22 protein-coding genes are annotated in these 19,707 nt (G+C 69.8%); 18 read left to right on the top strand and 4 right to left on the bottom strand.

Going from position 1 to position 19,707, the window contains the following annotated elements; translation table 11 throughout:
- The first annotated feature begins 55 nt into the window (after window positions 1-55).
- Both glmS and LOK44_RS10200 read left to right on the top strand, forming a co-directional pair.
- Window positions 56-1,924, top strand: a complete 1,869-nt coding sequence (gene glmS / locus LOK44_RS10205) for a glutamine--fructose-6-phosphate transaminase (isomerizing) (protein ID WP_237569894.1) — start codon at window positions 56-58, stop codon at window positions 1,922-1,924.
- 7 nt (window positions 1,925-1,931) lie between these two features.
- The gene (locus LOK44_RS10200) at window positions 1,932-2,828 is read left to right on the top strand and encodes an alpha/beta fold hydrolase (protein WP_237569893.1); all 897 of its coding nucleotides are present in this window, start codon (window positions 1,932-1,934) and stop codon (window positions 2,826-2,828) included.
- Window positions 2,829-2,835: 7 nt separating this feature from the next.
- Here the strand turns inward: LOK44_RS10200 and LOK44_RS10195 are convergent, their stop codons facing one another.
- Window positions 2,836-3,699 carry an alpha/beta fold hydrolase gene (locus tag LOK44_RS10195; RefSeq protein ID WP_237569892.1) on the bottom strand — a complete coding sequence of 288 codons (864 nt, stop codon included), beginning with the start codon at window positions 3,697-3,699 and terminating at the stop codon, window positions 2,836-2,838.
- A gap of 83 nt (window positions 3,700-3,782) precedes the next feature.
- On the opposite strand from LOK44_RS10195, the gene LOK44_RS10190 reads away from it, so the two are divergent.
- Window positions 3,783-4,256, top strand: a complete 474-nt coding sequence (locus LOK44_RS10190) for a CGNR zinc finger domain-containing protein (protein WP_237569891.1) — start codon at window positions 3,783-3,785, stop codon at window positions 4,254-4,256.
- 7 nt (window positions 4,257-4,263) lie between these two features.
- On the opposite strand, the gene LOK44_RS10185 is transcribed toward LOK44_RS10190, so the two are convergent.
- Window positions 4,264-4,725: a MarR family transcriptional regulator gene (locus LOK44_RS10185; protein ID WP_237569890.1), complete on the bottom strand. Its 462-nt coding sequence runs from the start codon at window positions 4,723-4,725 to the stop codon at window positions 4,264-4,266.
- A gap of 89 nt (window positions 4,726-4,814) precedes the next feature.
- On the opposite strand from LOK44_RS10185, the gene LOK44_RS10180 reads away from it, so the two are divergent.
- From LOK44_RS10180 to groL, 12 genes are all read left to right on the top strand, one after another.
- A complete protein-coding gene (locus LOK44_RS10180; RefSeq protein ID WP_372481214.1) occupies window positions 4,815-5,258 on the top strand; it encodes a VOC family protein in 444 nt (147 codons plus the stop codon).
- A 22-nt stretch (window positions 5,259-5,280) separates the two neighbouring features.
- Window positions 5,281-5,604, top strand: a complete 324-nt coding sequence (locus LOK44_RS10175; RefSeq protein ID WP_237569889.1) for a DUF2795 domain-containing protein — start codon at window positions 5,281-5,283, stop codon at window positions 5,602-5,604.
- A 68-nt stretch (window positions 5,605-5,672) separates the two neighbouring features.
- Window positions 5,673-7,106 carry an NAD(P)H-hydrate dehydratase gene (locus LOK44_RS10170; protein ID WP_237569888.1) on the top strand — a complete coding sequence of 478 codons (1,434 nt, stop codon included), beginning with the start codon at window positions 5,673-5,675 and terminating at the stop codon, window positions 7,104-7,106.
- An 8-nt stretch (window positions 7,107-7,114) separates the two neighbouring features.
- A complete protein-coding gene (gene gad, locus LOK44_RS10165; RefSeq protein WP_237569887.1) occupies window positions 7,115-8,506 on the top strand; it encodes a glutamate decarboxylase in 1,392 nt (463 codons plus the stop codon).
- Between the two features lie 45 nt (window positions 8,507-8,551).
- Entirely contained in the window at window positions 8,552-9,712 is a 1,161-nt protein-coding gene (gene alr, locus LOK44_RS10160) for an alanine racemase (RefSeq protein ID WP_237569886.1), read from the top strand.
- Window positions 9,709-10,833, top strand: a complete 1,125-nt coding sequence (locus LOK44_RS10155) for an alpha/beta fold hydrolase (RefSeq protein WP_237569885.1) — start codon at window positions 9,709-9,711, stop codon at window positions 10,831-10,833. Before alr ends, LOK44_RS10155 begins: the two co-directional genes overlap by 4 nt.
- Window positions 10,826-11,335: a tRNA (adenosine(37)-N6)-threonylcarbamoyltransferase complex ATPase subunit type 1 TsaE gene (tsaE, locus tag LOK44_RS10150; protein ID WP_308192729.1), complete on the top strand. Its 510-nt coding sequence runs from the start codon at window positions 10,826-10,828 to the stop codon at window positions 11,333-11,335. Before LOK44_RS10155 ends, tsaE begins: the two co-directional genes overlap by 8 nt.
- Window positions 11,332-11,961, top strand: a complete 630-nt coding sequence (gene tsaB / locus LOK44_RS10145; protein WP_237569884.1) for a tRNA (adenosine(37)-N6)-threonylcarbamoyltransferase complex dimerization subunit type 1 TsaB — start codon at window positions 11,332-11,334, stop codon at window positions 11,959-11,961. The genes tsaE and tsaB overlap by 4 nt, the downstream gene beginning before the upstream one ends.
- On the top strand, window positions 11,958-12,431 hold the full coding sequence (gene rimI / locus LOK44_RS10140) for a ribosomal protein S18-alanine N-acetyltransferase (protein WP_237569883.1): 474 nt from the start codon (window positions 11,958-11,960) through the stop codon (window positions 12,429-12,431). The genes tsaB and rimI overlap by 4 nt, the downstream gene beginning before the upstream one ends.
- Complete coding sequence (gene tsaD / locus LOK44_RS10135; RefSeq protein WP_237569882.1) at window positions 12,428-13,453, top strand: tRNA (adenosine(37)-N6)-threonylcarbamoyltransferase complex transferase subunit TsaD; 1,026 nt, start codon at window positions 12,428-12,430, stop codon at window positions 13,451-13,453. Before rimI ends, tsaD begins: the two co-directional genes overlap by 4 nt.
- A 195-nt stretch (window positions 13,454-13,648) precedes the next feature.
- Window positions 13,649-13,951 (top strand): co-chaperone GroES, encoded by a 303-nt coding sequence (gene groES / locus LOK44_RS10130; protein WP_070356489.1) that lies wholly within the window; start codon window positions 13,649-13,651, stop codon window positions 13,949-13,951.
- 110 nt (window positions 13,952-14,061) lie between these two features.
- Window positions 14,062-15,684, top strand: a complete 1,623-nt coding sequence (gene groL, locus LOK44_RS10125) for a chaperonin GroEL (protein ID WP_237569881.1) — start codon at window positions 14,062-14,064, stop codon at window positions 15,682-15,684.
- 172 nt (window positions 15,685-15,856) lie between these two features.
- Here groL and LOK44_RS10120 read toward each other — a convergent pair whose 3' ends face one another.
- On the bottom strand, window positions 15,857-16,147 hold the full coding sequence (locus tag LOK44_RS10120; protein ID WP_163918870.1) for a WhiB family transcriptional regulator: 291 nt from the start codon (window positions 16,145-16,147) through the stop codon (window positions 15,857-15,859).
- A gap of 433 nt (window positions 16,148-16,580) precedes the next feature.
- Between LOK44_RS10120 and LOK44_RS10115 the strand changes: the two genes are divergently transcribed.
- The 3 genes from LOK44_RS10115 to LOK44_RS10105 all read left to right on the top strand — a co-directional run bounded on the left by LOK44_RS10115 (window position 16,581) and on the right by LOK44_RS10105 (window position 19,261).
- Window positions 16,581-17,366, top strand: coding sequence for a hypothetical protein (locus LOK44_RS10115; protein ID WP_237569880.1), 786 nt, complete (start codon window positions 16,581-16,583; stop codon window positions 17,364-17,366).
- An 88-nt stretch (window positions 17,367-17,454) separates the two neighbouring features.
- A complete protein-coding gene (locus tag LOK44_RS10110; protein WP_237569879.1) occupies window positions 17,455-18,033 on the top strand; it encodes a sigma-70 family RNA polymerase sigma factor in 579 nt (192 codons plus the stop codon).
- A complete protein-coding gene (locus LOK44_RS10105) occupies window positions 18,026-19,261 on the top strand; it encodes an anti-sigma-D factor RsdA (RefSeq protein WP_237569878.1) in 1,236 nt (411 codons plus the stop codon). The genes LOK44_RS10110 and LOK44_RS10105 overlap by 8 nt, the downstream gene beginning before the upstream one ends.
- A gap of 36 nt (window positions 19,262-19,297) precedes the next feature.
- Here LOK44_RS10105 and LOK44_RS10100 read toward each other — a convergent pair whose 3' ends face one another.
- The gene (locus LOK44_RS10100) at window positions 19,298-19,705 is read right to left on the bottom strand and encodes a DUF5319 domain-containing protein (RefSeq protein WP_163918866.1); all 408 of its coding nucleotides are present in this window, start codon (window positions 19,703-19,705) and stop codon (window positions 19,298-19,300) included.
- Window positions 19,706-19,707: the final 2 nt, after the last annotated feature.

Below are 19,707 nucleotides of genomic sequence, written 5' to 3'. Positions count from 1 at the left end.
GTGCGGTCGGGTCGCGAATCGGGTCCGCAGCGGTTCCTGCACTACCCTTGACGCCGTGTGTGGAATCGTCGGCTACGTGGGGCAGCGGCCCGCCCGCGGCATCGTGGTGGACGCCCTGCGCCGCATGGAGTACCGCGGCTACGACTCGTCGGGCGTCGCGCTACTCGATGGTGACGGCGGGCTGACCGTCCGTCGACGGGCCGGCAGGCTGGCCAATCTCGAGGCCGCTCTCGACGAGACCGACGACGGCGTGCTCGCCGGCAGCACCGGCGTCGGCCACACCCGCTGGGCCACCCACGGCCGTCCCACCGACCGCAACGCCCACCCGCATTGCGACACCGCGGGCAAGATCGCCGTCGTCCACAACGGCATCATCGAGAACTTCGCCACGCTGCGCGCCGAACTCGAGGCCACTGGCGTCGAGTTCGCCAGTGACACCGACACCGAGGTCGCCGTGCACCTCGTCTCGTGGCAGTACCACCACGGCCCCACCGCCGGTGACTTCGTCGGGTCCGTGATGGCAGTTCTGCCACGGCTCGAGGGCCACTTCACGCTGGTCTTCGCCAACGCCGAGGACCCCGGCACCATCGTCGCCGCGCGGCGTTCCACTCCGCTCGTCGTCGGCGTCGGCGACGGTGAGATGTTCATCGGGTCCGACGTCGCGGCGTTCATCGAGCACACCCGCGACGCCGTCGAACTCGGCCAGGACCAGGCCGTGATCCTCACCGCCGACGGCTACCAGATCACCGACTTCCACGGTGTCGACGCCTCCGACCGCGCCCGCCCGTTCCACATCGACTGGGACCTCTCGGCCGCCGAGAAGGGCGGCTACGAGTACTTCATGCTCAAGGAGATCGCCGAGCAGCCGACCGCCGTCGCGGACACCCTGCTCGGCCACTTCGCGGACGGCCGCATCGTGCTCGACGAGCAGCGGCTCTCCGATCAGGAACTCCGCGAGATCGACAAGGTCTTCATCGTCGCCTGCGGCACGGCTTACCACTCCGGTCTGCTGGCCAAGTACGCCATCGAGCACTGGACGCGGCTGCCCGTCGAGGTGGAACTGGCCAGCGAGTTCCGTTACCGGGACCCCGTGCTCGACCGCAGCACGCTGGTGATCGCGATCTCGCAGTCCGGCGAGACCGCCGACACCCTGGAGGCCGTGCGGCACGCCAAGGAGCAGAAGGCCAAGGTGCTGGCCATCTGCAACACCAACGGGTCACAGATTCCGCGTGAGGCCGACGCCGTGCTCTACACGCGGGCCGGACCGGAGATCGGCGTCGCGTCGACCAAGACGTTCCTCGCCCAGATCGCCGCGAACTACCTCGTCGGTCTGGCTCTCGCTCAGGCCCGGGGCACCAAGTACCCCGACGAGGTCGCCAGGGAGTACCACGAACTGGAGGCGATGCCCGAGCGCGTCGAGCGCGTGCTCGCGTGCATGGAGCCGGTCGCCGAACTCGCCAAGCAGTACGCGATGTCCCCGACGGTGCTGTTCCTGGGCCGCCACGTCGGTTACCCGGTGGCACTCGAGGGCGCGTTGAAGCTCAAGGAGCTGGCGTACATGCACGCCGAGGGCTTCGCGGCCGGTGAGCTCAAGCACGGGCCCATCGCGCTGATCGAGGACGGCCTGCCCGTGATCGTCGTGATGCCGTCGCCGAAGAACGCGGCGATGCTGCACAGCAAGCTGCTGAGCAACATCCGCGAGATCCAGGCCCGCGGTGCCGTCACGATCGTGATCGCCGAGGAGGGGGACGACACCGTCCGCCCGTACGCCGACCACCTGATCGAGATGCCTGCCGTCTCCACGCTGTTCCAGCCGCTGCTGTCGACGATCCCGCTGCAGGTGTTCGCCGCCGAGGTGGCCCGCGCCCGCGGTTACGACGTGGACAAGCCGCGCAACCTCGCCAAGTCGGTCACCGTCGAGTAGAGGGACGGTGGGGCGCAGGGGCCGGGTCGGTTCGTTCCGCAACGACGCCGCCCGCGAACGCTTCCTCGAGGCCTACCGGCGTGCGATGGCATGCCTCCCAGTGCCCGACGCCACGTTCGACGTGCCGACGACCTTCGGCACCGTGCGCGCGTACCGATTCGACGGCCCCGCCGGTGCCTCTTCCCCCGTCGTCCTGCTGCCCGGCCGCACTGCGTCTACCCCGATGTGGGACGCCAACCTGGCCGGCCTGCTCGCACATCGGACGGTGTTCGGCGTGGACCTGATCGGCGAGCCGGGACTCTCGGTGCAACGGCGTCCGCTCACCGGGGGCGACGATCAGGCCCAGTGGCTCGACGAACTGCTCACCGGGCTGGGGCTCGAGTCGGTGCACCTGATGGGGGTGTCGTTCGGCGGGTGGTCGGCGGTGAACTACGCCGTGCGTAGGCCTGGGCGCGCTGCGTCGCTGACGGTGCTCGACCCGGTGATGACCTTCGCCCCCGTCCCGGTCCGCACGATGCTGGCCCTGATCCCCGTCAGCGTGCCCTTGACACCGGACGCCCTGCGGCGCAGAGTGCTTCGCTGGCTGGCCGGGGGCGCCGACGTCGACGACTCGGCACCCGTCGCCGCGATGATCGCCGCCGCCACCGCGGGTTTCGTGGTGCGGCAGCCGGCTCCGCGGAGGTTCACCGACGGCCAGCTACGGTCGATCCACGTCCCGGTCCTGGCGGTGGTCGCCGGTCGCAGCGTGATCCACGACGGGAGGCGGGCGGCTGCGCACGCGCGAATGACGTTGCGCCACCGTCGCGTAGAGCTGTGGCCGGCCGCGTCGCACGCGATCAACGGCGAGTATCCCGATGAGATCGCCACTGCGGCCGCCCGGCTGTGGGACGAGGTCGACCGTTAGCGCGACCTCACAGATGAGCTGCGAGGAACGGCCGCATCAACGCCACGACCGCATCGAGCTTGCTCTCGAGCAGGAAGTGGCCGCCGTCGAGCAGGTTGATCTCCGCGTGCGGTAGGTCGCGGCCGAACGCGAGAGCGCCGTCGGGCCCGAAGATCTCGTCGTTGCGCCCCCACACCGCCAGCAGCGGCACCTGAGAGTTCCGAAAGTACTCGTGCACCCGCGGATACAGCTCCACGTTGGCGATGTAGTCGGCGAACAGCGCCAGTTGCGCGTCGACGCGTGCGGGGGTGGCGGCGACCGCGGCGTGCGCGTTGACCCATGCGTCCGGATCGACGATCGACGGATCCGCGACGCCATGGGTGAACTGCCACACCAGACCGTCCGGGCTGATGAGTTCGCGTAGGGCAGCGGCGTTGGCCTCGGACCGGTCGCGACCGTAGGTGAACAGCGGCTCCATGGCGTCGCCGACGAAGCCCTCGACGTAGGCGTTGCCGTTCTGAGTTACGACCGCGGCAATCCGGTCGGGGTGCCGCAGCGCGAGCCGCCAGCCGACGGGTGCGCCGTAGTCCTGGACGTAGAGCGCGTAGCGGTCGACGCCGAGCTGCTCGAGCAGGGCGTCGACGTGGTCGGCCACGGTGTCGAAGGTGTAGTCGAACTCGTCGGTCGCCGGGACGTCGGAGTGGCCGAAGCCGGGATAGTCGGGCGCGATCACGCGGTAGCGGTCGGCCAGCGCCGGAATGAGGTTGCGGTACATGTGCGAACTGGCCGGAGTGCCGTGCAGCAGCACCACGACCGGTGCGCTCGCGGGCCCTGCCTCCCGGTAGAAGAGCCGGCGGCCGAGGACCTCTGCGTAGCGGTGATGTGTCGCCATGTCTAACCCCTTTGAAATGTTTTGCTGGTTAGCCCAGTCAAGCCGCCGTTGTCTAACCTGTCAAGAGGTCTATGCTGGTTAGCATGGGGAGCACCGAGGATCAGGCCGCGCTGGTCGACCTGCTGAACACGACGCCGGTGGTGGACGGCCACCGGACGGAGTCGCTCGACGGGGCATGGCTGCGTGACCACGGGGCGCCGGGGGAGCGCGTCGCCGGGGCGCGGGTGCTGCGCGACGCCCTGCAGGCCGTGGTGCGTGGCGAGACGTCGGCCGACGTCCTGTCCGGCTATCTGCGCGACGTCGTTCGGAGACCGTCGATCGCCGACGGCGCTGTCGTCTGGCGCCTCGACGCGGGGTGGGCGGCGCGCATGGTGCTGGCGTGGGGGGAGCTGCAGGCGTCGATGCCGGGCCGGTTGCGTCCGTGCGCCAACGACGAGTGCCTGCGGTTCCTCCTGGACCGCAGTCGCGCGGGAACCGGCCGCTGGTGCTCGATGAGTGGGTGCGGGAACCGGATGAAGGCGCGCCGCCACTATGACCGGTCGACACGAAATTCCTAGCGCGGCACTATATCTCGCGAATGCGCTGCTCGGTCACGTCTTCGGCCGCGCGGGCGAAGTCCGCCAGCTGACCCAAGGCCACCTCGTCGAAGTCCGTCAGCAGGCTTGCCAGATCGGCGTTCAATGGCTCGTAACATGCTGCGACGCGGGCGATCCCGTCACCGGCCGGTTCGATGATGACGCGCCGCCTGTCGCGCGGATCCGGTGTTCGCGTGACATAGCCCGCCGCGAGCAGGCGGTCGAGCATGCGGGTGGTCGCGCCGGTGGTGAGGTTGATCCGCCGGGCGAGTTCACCCGGCGTGGACGGGCCGAAGCGGCTCAGCACATACAGGCATTGCGTCTCGGTGGGCGTCACCCCGAGGCTGCGGGCCACCAGGTCGTTGTACTGCGCGACGAGCACCTGCCACCCGGCCAGTGCCTCGAGGGCACCGCGCACGGCCGCCGCCCGGTCCGGTACTCGCTCGGCCATTGCGTCTCCTGCTCGAAGCTGGTTCACTGGATTTAGTTGCACGACGCAGATAATGCGCGGTGCAGTAAACCCTACGCGGAAGGCGTCTCGTGCCCGACTATGCCGGATCGCTGATCGATCACCTGAACATCGCCGTGCCGGATCTGGCCCGCTCGCTGGCCTTCTACGAACCCGTGCTCGCAACGCTGGGCATCACCAAGCTGCTCCGCGTCCCAGCCGGTCCCGGACAACTCGAGATGCACGGCTTCGGTCGCCATCCCAAGCCGTTCTTCTGGCTCGTGGCCGACGGCAGGGTCGGAGACGACATGCATCTGGCCTTCACCGCGGCCGACCGCGACGCCGTCCACGCGTTCTACGACGCAGCGCTGGGCGCGGGCGCCACGTCGCTGCTCCCGCCCGGTCTGCGGCCGGAATACCAACCCGACTACTACGGCGCGTTCGTGCTCGATCCCGACGGCATCAACCTCGAGGCCGTCTGCCACCACGGTGGCGGAGCCGACGTTTCATCGGCACCTGATCGGGCAGACGACTGAGACGCCAATCGAGAGGAGCAGCATGGCCGCCACCACCGATCGCAGCCGCATCGAGAAGTACCTCAACGACGCCGACTTCCCAGCGGACAAGGACCAACTCGTCGCCGTAGCCGACCGAAACGGCGCCGATCAGGACACCCTCGGCGCGCTGCGCGGCATCCCGGCCGTGGATTACCGCAACGTCGACGAAGTCCTCGCCTCGGTCACCCACGACGGCGACATGACCCCCGCCGAGACCGCGCAGGCCAACACGTTGCCCGACAAGTCCGGCCTGGCCCAGAGCGCCAAGGACCTCCCACCGGTCAACCCGATCGTCGAGGAACTGGGCGAGAACCGGGGCAGCTGACGCAGCAGGCACGCGAGTTTCCGCGTCGGCCACCACCGGCGTACGTCGGCATGGAATCCTGACCATCGATGCGCCACTACTACTCGGCCGACGAGATCCGCGCCGCAGAAGCGCCACTGCTGGCCGAATTGCCAGACGGTGCGCTGATGCGCCGTGCCGCCTATGGGCTCGCGATGGCGATTGCCCGCGAGCTGGGCACCGTCGCAGGACGCGGCGTCTGTGCCGTCGTCGGCTCCGGCGACAACGGCGGTGACGCGCTGTGGGCAGCGACGTACCTGCGTCGTCGCGGCGCGGCAGCGACGGCCGTGCTGCTCGACCCCGAGCGGGCACACCGCGAGGCCCTGGCCGCTTTTCGGCGCGTAGGCGGCAGGGTCGTCGAATCAGTGCCTAGCGCAACGGATCTGGTGATCGACGGCGTCGTGGGCATCTCGGCTGCCGGCTCGCTGCGCCCTGGCGCGGCCGAACTGTTCGACGACGTCGCCGCGCGGGGGATACCCGTGGTGGCCGTCGACCTGCCCAGCGGCATCGACGTGCACACCGGAGCCGCCGACGGTCCACACGTCGACGCGGCGCTGACCGTCACGTTCGGCGGCTTCAAGCCGGTACACGCCCTCGGCGAGTGCGGCCGCGTCGAACTCGTCGACATCGGACTCGACCTCCCGGAGGCCGACGTGCGGTCCATGGAGGCCGCCGACGTCGCGGCCCGGTGGCCGGTCCCCGGCCCGCACGACGACAAGTACACCCAGGGCGTCACCGGCGTCCTGGCCGGCTCCGCCACCTATCCGGGCGCGGCGATCCTGTGCACCGGTGCAGCCGTCGCCGCGACCTCGGGGATGGTGCGCTACGCCGGAACCGCTGCAGCAGAGGTGGTCTCGCACTGGCCCGAGGTGATCGCGACGCCGTCGATGCAGGCCGCGGGCCGCGTGCAGGCCTGGGTGGTGGGCCCCGGCATCGGCACCGACGAGGCGGGGGCCGCTGCCCTGTGGTTCGCCCTCGACACCGACCTCCCGGTCATCGTCGACGCCGATGCGCTGACGATCCTGGCCGCCCATCCCGACGTCGTCGCACGGCGATCCGCACCGACCGTCCTGACCCCGCACGCGGGCGAGTTCGCCCGCCTCGCCGGACATCCCCCGGGCGACGACCGGGTAGGCGCGGCCCGCAGGCTCGCCGACGCCTTCGGTGCCACGGTGCTGTTGAAGGGCAACGTGACGGTCGTGGCCGACCCGGGTTCGGCGGGCGGGTCGGTGTTCCTGAACCGAGCCGGCCAGTCATGGGCGGCGACCGCGGGATCGGGTGATCTGCTGTCCGGCATGATCGGCAGCCTGCTGGCGGCGGGTCTGCCACCCGGTGAGGCCGCGGCGACGGCGGCGTTCGTGCACGCACGTGCCGCCGGGCTGGCCGCAGCCGACCCCGGCCCCGCAGCGGCACCGACCTCGGCATCGCGGATCCTGCACCACATCCGCTCGGCCGTCGCCCAGCTTCGCCAGCCCAACCCCTAGGAGATCCCATGCCGCACAGGCACCGCCGTTCGCCGTCGATTGCGCCCGCCTACACGGGACGGCTCTCCACCACGCCGGTGCCGTCGCTGCGGATGCCGGAGAAGTCCATGGAGCCGCAGGCCGCCTACCGGTTCATCCACGACGAACTGATGCTCGACGGCAGCTCGCGGCTCAACCTCGCGACCTTCGTGACGACGTGGATGGACCCCGAGGCCGAGAAGTTGATGGCCGAGACGTTCGACAAGAACATGATCGACAAGGACGAGTACCCCGCGACCGCAGCCATCGAACAGCGCTGCGTGTGCATGGTCGCCGACCTGTTCCACGCCGAGGATCTGCGCGACGACGACCCGTCGACGGCGATCGGCGTCTCGACGGTCGGGTCCAGCGAGGCCGTGATGCTGGCGGGCCTGGCGATGAGCTGGCGCTGGCGGGCGAAGGTCGGAGACGGGGAGAACGGCTGGCGCACCCGCCGTCCGAAGCTCGTCATGGGGTCCAACGTCCAGGTGGTCTGGGAGAAGTTCTGCCGCTACTTCGACGTCGAACCGGTGTACCTGCCGATGGCGGAGGGGCGCTACGTCATCACGGCTCAGCAGGTGCTCGACGCGGTCGACGAGGACACCATCGGCGTGGTGGCGATCCTCGGCACCACCTACACCGGTGAACTCGAGCCGATCGCCGAGATCTGCGCGGCCCTCGACGAGCTGGCTGGAGGAGGTGGGGTCGACGTCCCAGTGCACGTGGACGCCGCCAGCGGCGGGTTCGTGGTTCCGTTCCTGCACCCCGACGTGGTGTGGGACTTCCGGCTGCCGCGTGTGGTGTCGATCAACGTCAGCGGGCACAAGTACGGCCTGACCTACCCCGGCATCGGGTTCGTGGTCTGGCGCAGCGCCGAGCACCTGCCCGAGGACCTGGTGTTCCGGGTCAACTACCTCGGCGGCGACATGCCGACGTTCACCCTGAACTTCTCCAAGGGCGGCAACCAGGTGGTGGGCCAGTACTACAACTTCCTCCGGCTGGGCCGCGCCGGCTACGCGAAGGTCATGCACTGCCTGTCGGACACCGCCCGCTGGCTCGGCGATCAGCTGCGCGAGAGCGAGCACTTCGAGTTGATCTCCGACGGCTCCGCGATACCGGTGGTCAGCTTCCGGCTGGCGGGCAAGCGCGGATACACCGAGTTCGACGTGTCGCACGCGCTGCGCGCCTACGGCTGGCAGGTGCCCGCCTACACCATGCCGGACGACGCCACCGACGTCACCGTGCTGCGCGTCGTCGTCCGCGAGGGGTTCTCCGCCGACCTGGCCAGGGCGCTGCGCGACGACACCATCACCGTGCTCAACTCGCTCGACGAACTGAAGCCGAACGGCCACTTCGACGACGTGCAGCCCTTCGCTCACTAGGTCGTCGCCCCACTCGGACGTGGTCTGGGACAATCGGCGGTGATCATGCACATCACCGACCTCACCCCCAGCACGTCGCACGCGGCCACCGTGGTGGTGGACCTCGACGCGATCGCCCACAACGTGCGATTGCTGCGCGACCATGCCGGTTCGGCTGCGGTGATGGCGGTCGTGAAGGCCGACGGGTACGGGCACGGCGCCACCGCGGTGGCGGAGGCCGCACTCGCTGCGGGCGCCGCCGAGATAGGCGTCGCCACCCTCGACGAGGCGCTGGCGCTGCGCCGCGACGGCTTCACCGGCCCGGTGCTGGCCTGGCTGCACGCTCCCGGCGCCGACTTCGCTCCCGCGGTGGCCGCCGACGTCCAGGTCGCCGTGTCCTCGCCGCGTCAGCTCGCCCACCTGCTCACCGCCGTGGAACGCACCGGCCGCACCGCCACCGTGACGGTGAAGGTCGACACCGGCCTGAGTCGCAACGGCGCCAGCGGTGACGACTTCACCGAGATGCTGCCGACGCTCGCCAGGGCGAGTGCCGCAGGCGCCATCCGGCTGCGCGGGATCATGTCGCACCTGGCGTGCGGCGACGATCCGGACAGTCCGGTCAACGACCGTCAGGCGCAACGGTTCTCGCAGCTGCGGGCACAGGCCAGTGCCTCGGGCGTCGACTTCGAGATCGCGCACCTGGCCAACTCGCCCGCCACGATGACCCGGCCCGATCTCGCCTTCGACCTGGTCCGCCCCGGTATCGCGGTGTACGGCCAAACCCCCATCCCGGCGCGCGGCGACATGGGCCTGATCCCGGCGATGACGCTCACGTGCCCGGTCGCCATGGTGCGGCCGATCCAGGCGGGTGACGGTGTCTCCTACGGGCACACGTGGATCGCCGAGCGCGACACCACGGTGGCGCTCATCCCGCTCGGCTACGCCGACGGCGTGTTCCGGAACCTCAGCGGTCGCTTCGACGTGCAGATCAACGGCACCTGCCGACCCAACGTGGGCCGGGTCTGCATGGACCAGTTCGTCGTCGACCTGGGCCCGGGTCCGATCGACGTCAGCGTCGGCGACACCGCCATCCTGTTCGGCTCCGGAGCGAACGGGGAACCGACCGCCCAGGACTGGGCCGAGACGCTGGGCACCATCAACTACGAGGTGGTGACCAGCCCGCGGGGTCGGGTCGGCCGCGTGTACACCGGCGGGACGAGCCGGTGAGCGAGGTGGCGCGGGCCGACCGGTGGCGTGGCCGGCGACGCAACGCGAGCTGGCTGGCGGGTCTGGCCGGGCTGGCCGCCGTCGGCAGCCTCGCCGGGTCCACGGTGGCGAAGTCGCTGACCCGCCGTGTCACCGCCGACGACCCACACCGCGACGAGGACTTCGAACTGCTCGATGCCGACCGCAGCTGCATCGTCACCACCTCCGACGGCGTGCCGCTGGCGGTCAGGGAGGTCGGTCCGCAGGACGCGCCGCTCACGGTCGTGTTCGCCCACGGGTTCTGTCTGCGCATGGGCGCGTTCTACTTTCAGCGCCTGCGCCTCACCGAGCAGTGGGGCCCGCAGGTGCGGATGGTGTTCTACGACCAGCGTGGCCACGGACAGTCGGGCAGCGCATCGCCCGACACGTTCACGGTGCCCCGGCTCGGCCAGGACCTCGAGGACGTGCTGACGGTGATGGCGCCGCGCGGGCCGATCGTGCTGGTCGGCCACTCGATGGGTGGCATGACGGTACTGTCGCACGCCCGGCAGTTCCCGAAGCGCTACGGTGCCCGCATCGTCGGGGCGGCGTTGATATCGTCTGCGGCAGAGGGTATCTCACGATCCCCGCTGGGAGAGATCCTGCGCAACCCGGCCCTGGAGGCCGCACGGTTCGCCGTCCGTTACGCGCCACAGGCCGTGCATCACACCAGGGGTGCCGCCCGATCGGTCATCGGGCCGGTGCTGCGTGCCGCCTCCTACGGCGACGAGAAGATCAGCCCGAGCGTCGTGGCGTTCTCGGAGCGGATGATGCACGACACGCCGATCGCCACGCTCGTCGGCTTCCTGCACGCACTCGAGGTGCACGACGAGACCGAGGGGCTTTCGACGCTGGCGAAGATCCCCACGCTCGTCGTGTGCGGCGACCGCGACCTGCTCACCCCACACGAATACGCCGAGGCGATGGCCGAGCGCCTGCCGAAGTGCGAGCTGGTGATCATCGGCGGCGCAGGGCATCTCGTTCAGCTCGAGCAGCCGGAGATCGTCGACGACGCGCTGGTCCGCCTGGTGGAGCGCGCCACGCCGTCCAAGCTCGTCGCCCTGACCCGACGTCTGCGCGAACGGGTGCGCAACCGTGTCTAACGCCCATGACACCGCGTCGGGTGGCACCGCCGAACTGGCGACCGCCGAGGACACCATGGCGCTGGGTGCTCGACTGGGGGCGGGGCTTCGGGCCGGCGACGTCGTGGTGCTGTCGGGTCCGCTGGGCGCGGGAAAGACGGTGCTCGCCAAGGGAATCGCGCAGGCCATGAACGTCGAGGGTGCGGTGACCTCGCCGACGTTCGTGCTGGCCCGGCTGCACCGTGCCCGCGACGCGGGGCGGCCCGCGCTGGTGCACGTCGACGTGTACCGGCTGCTGGAGGGCCACGACTCGGTGGACGCCGACCTGCTCGCCGAACTCGACTCGCTGGATCTCGACACCGACCTCGACGATGCCGTCGTGGTGGTCGAATGGGGTGAGGGCCTGGCCGAGCGGCTGTCCGACCGGCACCTCGACATCCGCCTGGAACGTGGCGGAGAGACCGACGTGCGCACGGCGATCTGGCAGTGGAACGGCGCGGGCGAATGGGAGGGCGGGCGATGAGCGGCCTCGTGCTGGCGATCGACACCGCCACGCCCGCCGTCACCGCGGGAGTGGTGCGCCGCGACGCGTCGGAGGTGAAGGTGCTCGGCGAACGGGTCACGCTGGACGCCCGCGCGCACGCCGAGCAACTGACTCCGAACGTCTTGGGCGCCATGGCCGATGCGGGCGTGGCGATGGCCGACCTCGACGCGGTGGTGGTGGGCTGCGGCCCAGGGCCCTTCACCGGGCTGCGCGTCGGCATGGCGACGGCTGCCGCGTATGCGCATGCTCTCGACGTGCCGGTCTACGGCGTGTGCAGCCTCGACGCGATCGGCATCGACACCCTCGGCGAGGCGCTGGTGGTCACGGATGCGCGGCGGCGAGAGGTGTACTGGGCGCGCTACCGCGACGGAGTACGCGTGGGCGGGCCCGGGGTGTCCGCGCCCGACGACGTGCCCACCGGTGCGCTGACGGTGGCCGGTTCGCCCGACCATGCCGCGCTGTTCGACCTGCCCCGCCTGACGCCGACGTTCCCCACGGCGTCGGGTCTGGTGCGCGCCGTGAACTGGGCTGCGCCTCCGGGGCCGCTGGTCCCGCTCTACCTGCGGCGGCCAGACGCCAAGCCGCGCAGCGAGCAGACCCGGTGAACCAGCCCGCCGACGTCGTCTACGAGGGACTGCGCATCGGTGACGCGGACCGCTGCGCGGAACTGGAGGCGCAGCTGTTCCCTGGCGACGATCCGTGGCCTGCCGTCGCGTTCATTCGCGAACTGGAGTCCCGGCACAACCACTACGTCGCCGCCCGAGTGGACGGGCGGCTCGTCGGATACGCGGGGATCACCCGGCTGGGCCGCACACCGCCGTTCGAGTACGAGGTCCACACCATCGGCGTCGACACGGCCTTCCAGGGCCGGGGGATCGGGCGGCGGCTACTCGACATGCTGCTGCAGATCGCCGACGGCGGCGCGGTGTTCCTCGAGGTGCGGACGGACAACGACGCGGCGATCAAGCTGTATCAGAGCGTCGGGTTCGACGTCGTCGGACTGCGCAAGCGGTACTACCGTGTCAGCGGGGCCGACGCGTACACGATGCGACGGGACCCGAGAGAGACGTCATGACGATCATCCTGGCCATCGAGAGTTCCTGCGACGAGACCGGCGTCGGCATCTGCGACCTCGCCGACGACGGCACCGTGACGCTGCTCGCCGACGAGGTGGCCTCCAGCGTCGAGGAGCACGTGCGCTTCGGCGGCGTCGTCCCCGAGATCGCCTCGCGCGCGCACCTCGAGGCGCTGGGGCCGACGATGCGCCGGGCCCTCGACGTCGCGGGGGTCCGCAGGCCCGACGTCGTCGCCGCGACGATCGGCCCCGGGCTGGCCGGCGCGCTGCTGGTCGGAGTGGCGGCCGCCAAGGCGTACGCCGCGGCGTGGGGCGTCCCGTTCTACGCGGTCAACCACCTCGGCGGTCACCTCGCGGCCGACGTCTACGAACACGGCCCGCTGCCCGAGTGCATCGGGCTGCTGGTCTCGGGCGGGCACACCCATCTGCTGCACGTCCGCTCGCTCGGCGCGCCGATCGAGGAACTGGGCAGCACCGTCGACGACGCCGCAGGCGAGGCCTACGACAAGGTGGCGCGGCTGCTCGGCCTCGGCTATCCGGGCGGCAAGCCGCTCGACGACCTCGCTCGCACCGGTGATCGCGACGCGATCGCGTTCCCGCGCGGCATGACCGGCCCAAGGGACGCGCCGTACGCGTTCAGCTTCAGCGGCCTCAAGACGGCGGTCGCGCGTTACGTCGAACGCCATCCCGACGCATCGACCGCCGACGTGGCCGCGGGGTTCCAGGAGGCGGTCGCCGACGTGCTGACGCTCAAGGCCGTGCGCGCCGCCACCGATCTCGGCGTGTCGACGCTGCTGATCGCCGGGGGAGTGGCGGCCAACTCACGGCTGCGCGAACTCGCCGAGGAGCGTTGCGCTGCAGCCGGTCTCGTGTTGCGGGTGCCACGGCCGCGACTCTGCACCGACAACGGGGCGATGATCGCGTCGTTCGCCGCCCATCTCATCGCCGCGGGCGCGCCGCCGTCGCCGCTCGACGTGCCCAGCGACCCGGGCCTGCCGGTGCTCAGGGGGCAGGTGGCGTGAGCGGCGTCCCACACGACGCACAACCCACCCTTGAGTGCTAGCACTCGCGTGTATAGAGTGCTAGGTGGCACGCAGCCGAGCCCGCGCTGGCTCCCGCGACGACGGCGCAATGGGCACGGACGCATGCCGAACACCTGTTAGTGATCGGGTCCGGGTTGTCCGGACCCACACCCGAACCAAGTGGAGGACCCCATCGTGGCGAGCGTGAACATCAAGCCACTCGAGGACAAGATCCTCGTTCAGGCCAATGAGGCCGAGACCACGACCGCATCCGGTCTGGTCATTCCCGACACGGCCAAGGAAAAGCCGCAAGAAGGCACCGTCGTTGCAGTTGGCCCCGGCCGCTGGGACGAGGATGGCGAGAAGCGCATTCCTCTGGACGTCGCCGAGGGCGACACCGTCATCTACAGCAAGTACGGCGGCACGGAGATCAAGTACGGCGGCGAGGAGTACCTGATCCTCTCGGCGCGCGACGTGCTGGCAGTCGTCAACAAGTAAGCACCCGTGTCCCGCCCCGGAGATCCCCGTCGTACGGGTGATGTCCGGGGCGGTATGCGTTCAACTGGCGGCTAGCGCGCCGGGAAATCACATCAGCAGGAAGAACATTCATGAGCAAGCAGATCGAATTCAACGAGACTGCGCGCCGGGCGATGGAGGCGGGCGTCGACAAGCTCGCCGACGCGGTACGCGTCACGCTCGGCCCGCGCGGTCGCAACGTGGTGCTGGCCAAGGCCTGGGGCGGCCCGACCGTCACCAACGACGGCGTCACCATCGCCCGCGAGATCGACCTCGAGGACCCGTTCGAGAACCTCGGCGCCCAGCTGGTCAAGTCGGTCGCCACCAAGACCAACGACGTCGCCGGTGACGGCACCACGACGGCGACCGTGCTGGCTCAGGCGATCGTCAAGGCCGGACTGCGCAACGTCGCGGCGGGCGCCAACCCGATCGCGGTCGGCGCGGGCATCTCCAAGGCGGCCGACGCCGTGTCCGAGGCCCTGCTGGCCGCGGCAACGCCCGTCAGCGACAAGGGCGCCATCGCCCAGGTCGCCACGGTCTCCTCGCGTGACGCCGAGGTCGGCGAGCTGGTCGGCGAGGCCATGACCCGGGTCGGCACCGACGGCGTGGTCACCATCGAGGAGTCGTCGACGGTGAGCACCGAACTCGAGGTCACCGAGGGCGTCGGCTTCGACAAGGGCTTCATCTCCGCCTACTTCATCACCGACTTCGATTCGCAAGAAGCGGTGCTCGAGGACGCGCTGGTGCTGCTGCACCGCGACAAGGTCAGCTCGCTGCCCGACCTGCTGCCGCTGCTGGAGAAGGTCGCCGAGGCAGGCAAGCCGCTGTTGATCATCGCGGAGGACGTCGAGGGCGAAGCGCTCTCGACCCTGGTGGTCAACGCCATCCGCAAGACCCTCAAGGCCGTCGCCGTGAAGGCGCCGTTCTTCGGTGACCGCCGCAAGGCGTTCCTCGACGACCTCGCGGTCGTCACCGGTGGCCAGGTGGTCAACCCCGACGTGGGGCTGCTGCTGCGCGAGGCCGGACTCGACGTGCTGGGCACCGCCCGCCGCGTCGTGGTCAACAAGGACAGCACGGTCATCGTCGACGGCGGTGGCGCCGACGACGCCATCGAGGGTCGCAAGTCGCAGCTGCGCGCCGAGATCGAGTCCACCGACTCGGACTGGGACCGCGAGAAGCTCGAGGAGCGTCTGGCGAAGCTGGCCGGCGGCGTTGCCGTCATCAAGGTCGGCGCCGCCACCGAGACCGACCTGAAGAAGCGCAAGGAAGCGGTCGAGGACGCGGTCGCCGCGGCCAAGGCCGCCGTGGAAGAGGGCATCGTGACGGGCGGCGGCGCTGCGCTCGTACAGGCTCGATCGGCGCTGAAGGACCTGCGCGCGTCGGTCAGCGGTGACGAGGCGCTGGGCGTCGACGTGTTCTCCTCCGCGTTGTCCGCGCCGCTGTTCTGGATCGCCACGAACGCCGGCCTCGACGGCTCCGTCGTGGTCAACAAGGTCTCCGAACTGCCTGCGGGCCAAGGCTTCAACGCCGCGACCCTGGAGTACGGCGACCTGCTGGCCGACGGCATCGTCGACCCGGTCAAGGTCACCCGCTCCGCGGTGCTCAACGCCGCGTCGGTGGCCCGCATGGTGCTCACCACCGAGACCGCGATCGTCGAGAAGCCGGTCGAGGAAGACGAGCACGCCGGGCACGGCCACCACGGCCACTCCCACTAGGTAGCGAATGCACCAAGAGACACCCCCGGTCCACGCGGACCGGGGGTGTCCTCGTTGTGTAGTGCCTGGCCGCTGGCTCGAGGTGGGACCGTCGGCGCGGTACCACGCATCGACGACGCGAAAGGCCCCCACCTTTCCGGGTGGGGGCCTTTGCGATGGTCGTGGGTTCGGGTCAGGCCGAGCGGCGGATCCCTCGCTTCAGGAGCATCTCCCGCTCGGACTCGCTCAGCCCGCCCCAGATGCCGTAGGGCTCGCCGACGGCGAGGGCGTGGCTGCGGCACTGCGTGATGACCGGGCAGCTGCGGCACATTTCCTTGGCGCGCATCTCGCGCTGCGAGCGAGCGCGGCCGCGCTCGCCGTCCGGATGGAAGAACATCGAGGAATCGACGCCCCGGCAAAGACCGTCCATTTGCCAGTCCCAGATATCGGCGTTGGGCCCGGGCAGCTGCTGTGGCTGTGGCATTGGGTTACCCCTCTCTGCGATTCCCGCGGAAGACGTGCCGCGTGAGTCGTGAACTAACCGAGTCCAAGTCGCCGATGACTTTCTCGTGAGCACAACGTAGAAGGGCTGAGGAAAACGAGTCAATAGGGTGAGCGGTTGCTCAGGGGCTTTACCCCTGCTCGGGAATTTACGTCACGTTCATAGTCAAGACCTCCTCGCAACGAAGGCTGTGCTGGTAGAACCGGCGCGTAGCGGCGATCCGTGGTATTTCCGCAGCTCGCATCGAACGGCCTTGCGGCGCTTATGACTACCTCTGAAAAGGCAGTTGACGTGGAATTAACATGGCCACCACGAACTGTTAACCATTGTTGAATTCGCTACACGAATTAATGCGTGCCCGGCGGTACCGGGTTCTCGTGGTCCACGGTTTTCGCGGTTGGTAGCGTCATCTCCGATGATCGATCCGGCCTCGCGGTTGGCCCGCGCCGCCTTCGGGGGCGAGCCAGGGGCATGGCCGCTGCCCGTCCCCACCACCGCCGCGCAGGCGTGGCACCGGGCGGTCGCCGCCGGCGGTCAGGGCCGCTACGCCGCAGCGTTGGCCGACCTGGAGAGCCTCGCCATGATGGCCGACGGCGCGACGTTTGCCTCACTCGCTCACAGCACACGTGCCTCGTTCACCAGGCAGCTGGGCGGGCACGCCGCCGCTCGGGTGTGGGACGGCCGCGCCTGGGCCACCGCGGGAAACGATGCCGATGCCGGCGCCGACGCCCTGATCGGTCTCGCCGCCGACGCGCTCGGCGTGGGACGGTTCGCGTTGTCGTCCGACCTGCTGCGGCGGGCGCGCCACGGCGGGGACACCTCGGAGCGCATCGGCGTGCGGTTCGAGTGGGTGTCGGCCGAACTCGCCATGGCCACCGGACGGGCGTCGTCCGCCGTCGACCACGCCGAGCGCGCGGCCGGCCTGGCGGCGGCCATGGGCTCGGCGCGACACGCCGTGAAGTCCGAGGTGGTGCGTGCCGCCGCCCTGTGTTGCTCGGGCGATGTCGAGGCCTGCCGGGCCGTGGCGGATTCAGCTCTGAGCATGGCCCGTGAACTCGGCTTGGTGCCCCTGAGCTGGGCATTGGCGTGCCTGCTCGCCGATGTCGGCAGCGCGGCTCTTGGCCCGGCGGAGATCGCTGCGCTTCGCGAGGATGCCGCCGCTACCGTACGTCGCAGGGGCGGCGCGTGGTCGGTCCGCTGATTCCGCCCTACTGAGACGGATCATTAGTCTTTACCTGACACATCTGCTGGGGCATGCCCCATCCGTAACGCTGGAGAGATCGCGCACGATGACATTTTCGGGAGAAGGTCTCGATGCTGTCGTCGGTCAAGCGGTTGCCGGTGATCGAGATGCGCTCCGAAAGGTGCTGGAGATCATCCGCCCGATCATCGTCCGGTATGTGCGAGCGAGGATCGGAACCGCGGACCGTAGCGGTCTCTCAGCCGACGACGTGGCTCAGGAGGTGTGCTTGGCCGCCATCACGGCGCTGCCGCGCTATAGGGATCAGGGACGACCGTTCCTGGCCTTCGTCTATGGCATCGCCGCACACAAGGTTGCTGACGCCCACCGCGCCGCTGGGCGCAACAAGAGTGACGCCACCGACGCCCTGCCGGAACGAGCGTCCACCGCGGCCGGCCCCGAACAGCTGGCCATCGACTCCGAGTCGGCGGCGCGAATGAAGAAGCTGCTCGAGATATTGCCGGAGAAGCAACGTGAAATCATCATCCTCCGAGTGGTCGTCGGCATGAGTGCCGAGGAGACCGCCGAGGCCGTGGGTAGCACCGCCGGTGCCGTCCGCGTGGCACAGCACCGCGCGCTCGCGCGGCTCAAGAACGAGATCGTGGCGACGGGACCCGACCATGCCTGATTTCGGTCGATGGACGTCCAACGGCGGCGATTCCTCACTCAACGACATCAACCGCGCCGACCGCTTCGTCGAGGCGCTCAGCACCAATCAGCCGGTCTACTCCACTGACCCAGGCGACGCAGAGCTGGCGTACCTGCTCGCCGACTGGCGCGACGGCGTCCGCGAGACGCCGCTGTTCGCCGTGGTCACCGAGGACGACGCCGCGATGGCACTGCAGTCCGCGCAGCGACCGCGCCACGCCAACCGATTCACGCTGTCGATCGTCGGTTCGGCAGCGGCAGCAGTCCTGTGCATCGGCGGCTTCGGTGCCGCCGTCTATGGCGCAGGCCCCGGCGACGCGCTCTACGGCATGCGCGACATGATCTTCGGTGAGCAGCAGGTCACCCGCGACGACCAGGTCGCACTGGCCGCTCAGCAGGAGCTGGCGCAGGTGCAGCAGCTCGTCGAGCAGGGGCAGTGGGACCAGGCCCAGGACAAGCTCGTCGCCCTGTCGACCACCGTGCAGAGCGTCGACGAGGTCGAGCGCAAGCACGACCTGATCGAACAGTTCAACGCCCTGTCCTACAAGGTCGTCGAGCAGGATCCGGCAGCCACGCTGCCGCCCGCGGGCGAGCCGCAGCCGGTTCTCCCGGAGTCGCCGCTCACGCTGCTGCCGGTGCCGGTCGTGACCGACACGACGTCGACCACCGAGACCACGACGTCGGTCAGTGACGTTCCAGGGGCCAGCACGACGACGACGTCACCGTCGGACACCTCGACGTCACCGTCGTCTGGCGAACCGACGCCGACCACGCCGATCCCGACGCCGAGCACGCCGATCCCGACGCCGAGCACGCCGATCCCGACGCCGAGCACGCCGATCCCGACGCCGACGACTCCGATCCCGACGCCAACGACGCCGATCCCGACGCCGAGCACGATCGTTCAGGCACCGCCGCCCGCGACCACGGTGGTCCCGACCACGGTGACCACGACGGTCCCAACCACGGTGACCACGACGACGACGCGTCAGCCGGTGGCCGAGGCTCCGTCGCCGCAGGCTCCGGTCAGTCAGGCGCCGGTCAGTCAGGCACCGGCGTCACCGACCCGCGTGGCGACCAGTTCGATCCCACCTGCGCCGAGGACGACCGTGCCCCCTGCTCCGGAGGGTGAGGTAGAGGTCGAGGTGGAAGAGGGCGCCGAGGCGCCCATCACCACGACGATCGTGACGCCCGAGAGCGCTGGCTGAGTTTCCGGGTCGTTCTAGCCGAGGCGGTTTACGCCGTCAGCGATAGCCGTCGGAATCCGACGACGTGGCCTCGTTGAGCGAGGCGTCGGCGTAGCCGCGGCAGTAATCCCACGTGACGTACGCGTCCGGCTCGGGATCGTAAGCCGGTTCGTGCGGACGGACGGTGCCGTCGACGAGCAGCTGCAGCAGGTTGGCGCGCAGCATGTCCCAGTCGTGGTAGTGGTCCTGCTGGCACTCGTCGCAGCAGACGACGAGCCCGCGAATGCCCTTGTGCGCCAGGAGGGCCTCGTACACGGCCAAATCGGCCAGGTCCGCTTCGACGGCTATGCGTTCCTGCGGATCCAGCGGCTGTCCTGGCTCGATCGCGTCGAGCGCCGCTGACGGATCACACGGGTCGTCGGCGAACGGATCGGGCGGCAAACCCGGTGGCAGGTGGTCACGCACGG

It is taken from the genome of Mycolicibacterium lacusdiani (genome assembly GCF_021916785.1).
Lineage (GTDB): Bacteria > Actinomycetota > Actinomycetes > Mycobacteriales > Mycobacteriaceae > Mycobacterium > Mycobacterium lacusdiani.
This window is presented reverse-complemented; position numbering and strand designations above follow the sequence as displayed.

Excerpts from the sequence above, each read along its gene's own strand:
- LOK44_RS10105 (WP_237569878.1), top strand. The coding sequence starts at position 18,026 with ATGCCTGATTTCGGTCGATGGACGTCCAACGGCGGCGATTCCTCACTC.
- LOK44_RS10120 (WP_163918870.1), bottom strand. The coding sequence starts at position 16,147 with ATGCCACAGCCACAGCAGCTGCCCGGGCCCAACGCCGATATCTGGGAC.
- LOK44_RS10170 (WP_237569888.1), top strand. The coding sequence starts at position 5,673 with ATGCGCCACTACTACTCGGCCGACGAGATCCGCGCCGCAGAAGCGCCA.
- LOK44_RS10195 (WP_237569892.1), bottom strand. The coding sequence starts at position 3,699 with ATGGCGACACATCACCGCTACGCAGAGGTCCTCGGCCGCCGGCTCTTC.
- alr (WP_237569886.1), top strand. The coding sequence starts at position 8,552 with ATGCACATCACCGACCTCACCCCCAGCACGTCGCACGCGGCCACCGTG.
- LOK44_RS10175 (WP_237569889.1), top strand. The coding sequence starts at position 5,281 with ATGGCCGCCACCACCGATCGCAGCCGCATCGAGAAGTACCTCAACGAC.
- groL (WP_237569881.1), top strand. The coding sequence starts at position 14,062 with ATGAGCAAGCAGATCGAATTCAACGAGACTGCGCGCCGGGCGATGGAG.
- LOK44_RS10110 (WP_237569879.1), top strand. The coding sequence starts at position 17,455 with ATGACATTTTCGGGAGAAGGTCTCGATGCTGTCGTCGGTCAAGCGGTT.
- gad (WP_237569887.1), top strand. The coding sequence starts at position 7,115 with ATGCCGCACAGGCACCGCCGTTCGCCGTCGATTGCGCCCGCCTACACG.
- tsaD (WP_237569882.1), top strand. The coding sequence starts at position 12,428 with ATGACGATCATCCTGGCCATCGAGAGTTCCTGCGACGAGACCGGCGTC.
- tsaB (WP_237569884.1), top strand. The coding sequence starts at position 11,332 with ATGAGCGGCCTCGTGCTGGCGATCGACACCGCCACGCCCGCCGTCACC.
- LOK44_RS10190 (WP_237569891.1), top strand. The coding sequence starts at position 3,783 with ATGGGGAGCACCGAGGATCAGGCCGCGCTGGTCGACCTGCTGAACACG.
- LOK44_RS10115 (WP_237569880.1), top strand. The coding sequence starts at position 16,581 with ATGATCGATCCGGCCTCGCGGTTGGCCCGCGCCGCCTTCGGGGGCGAG.
- LOK44_RS10185 (WP_237569890.1), bottom strand. The coding sequence starts at position 4,725 with ATGGCCGAGCGAGTACCGGACCGGGCGGCGGCCGTGCGCGGTGCCCTC.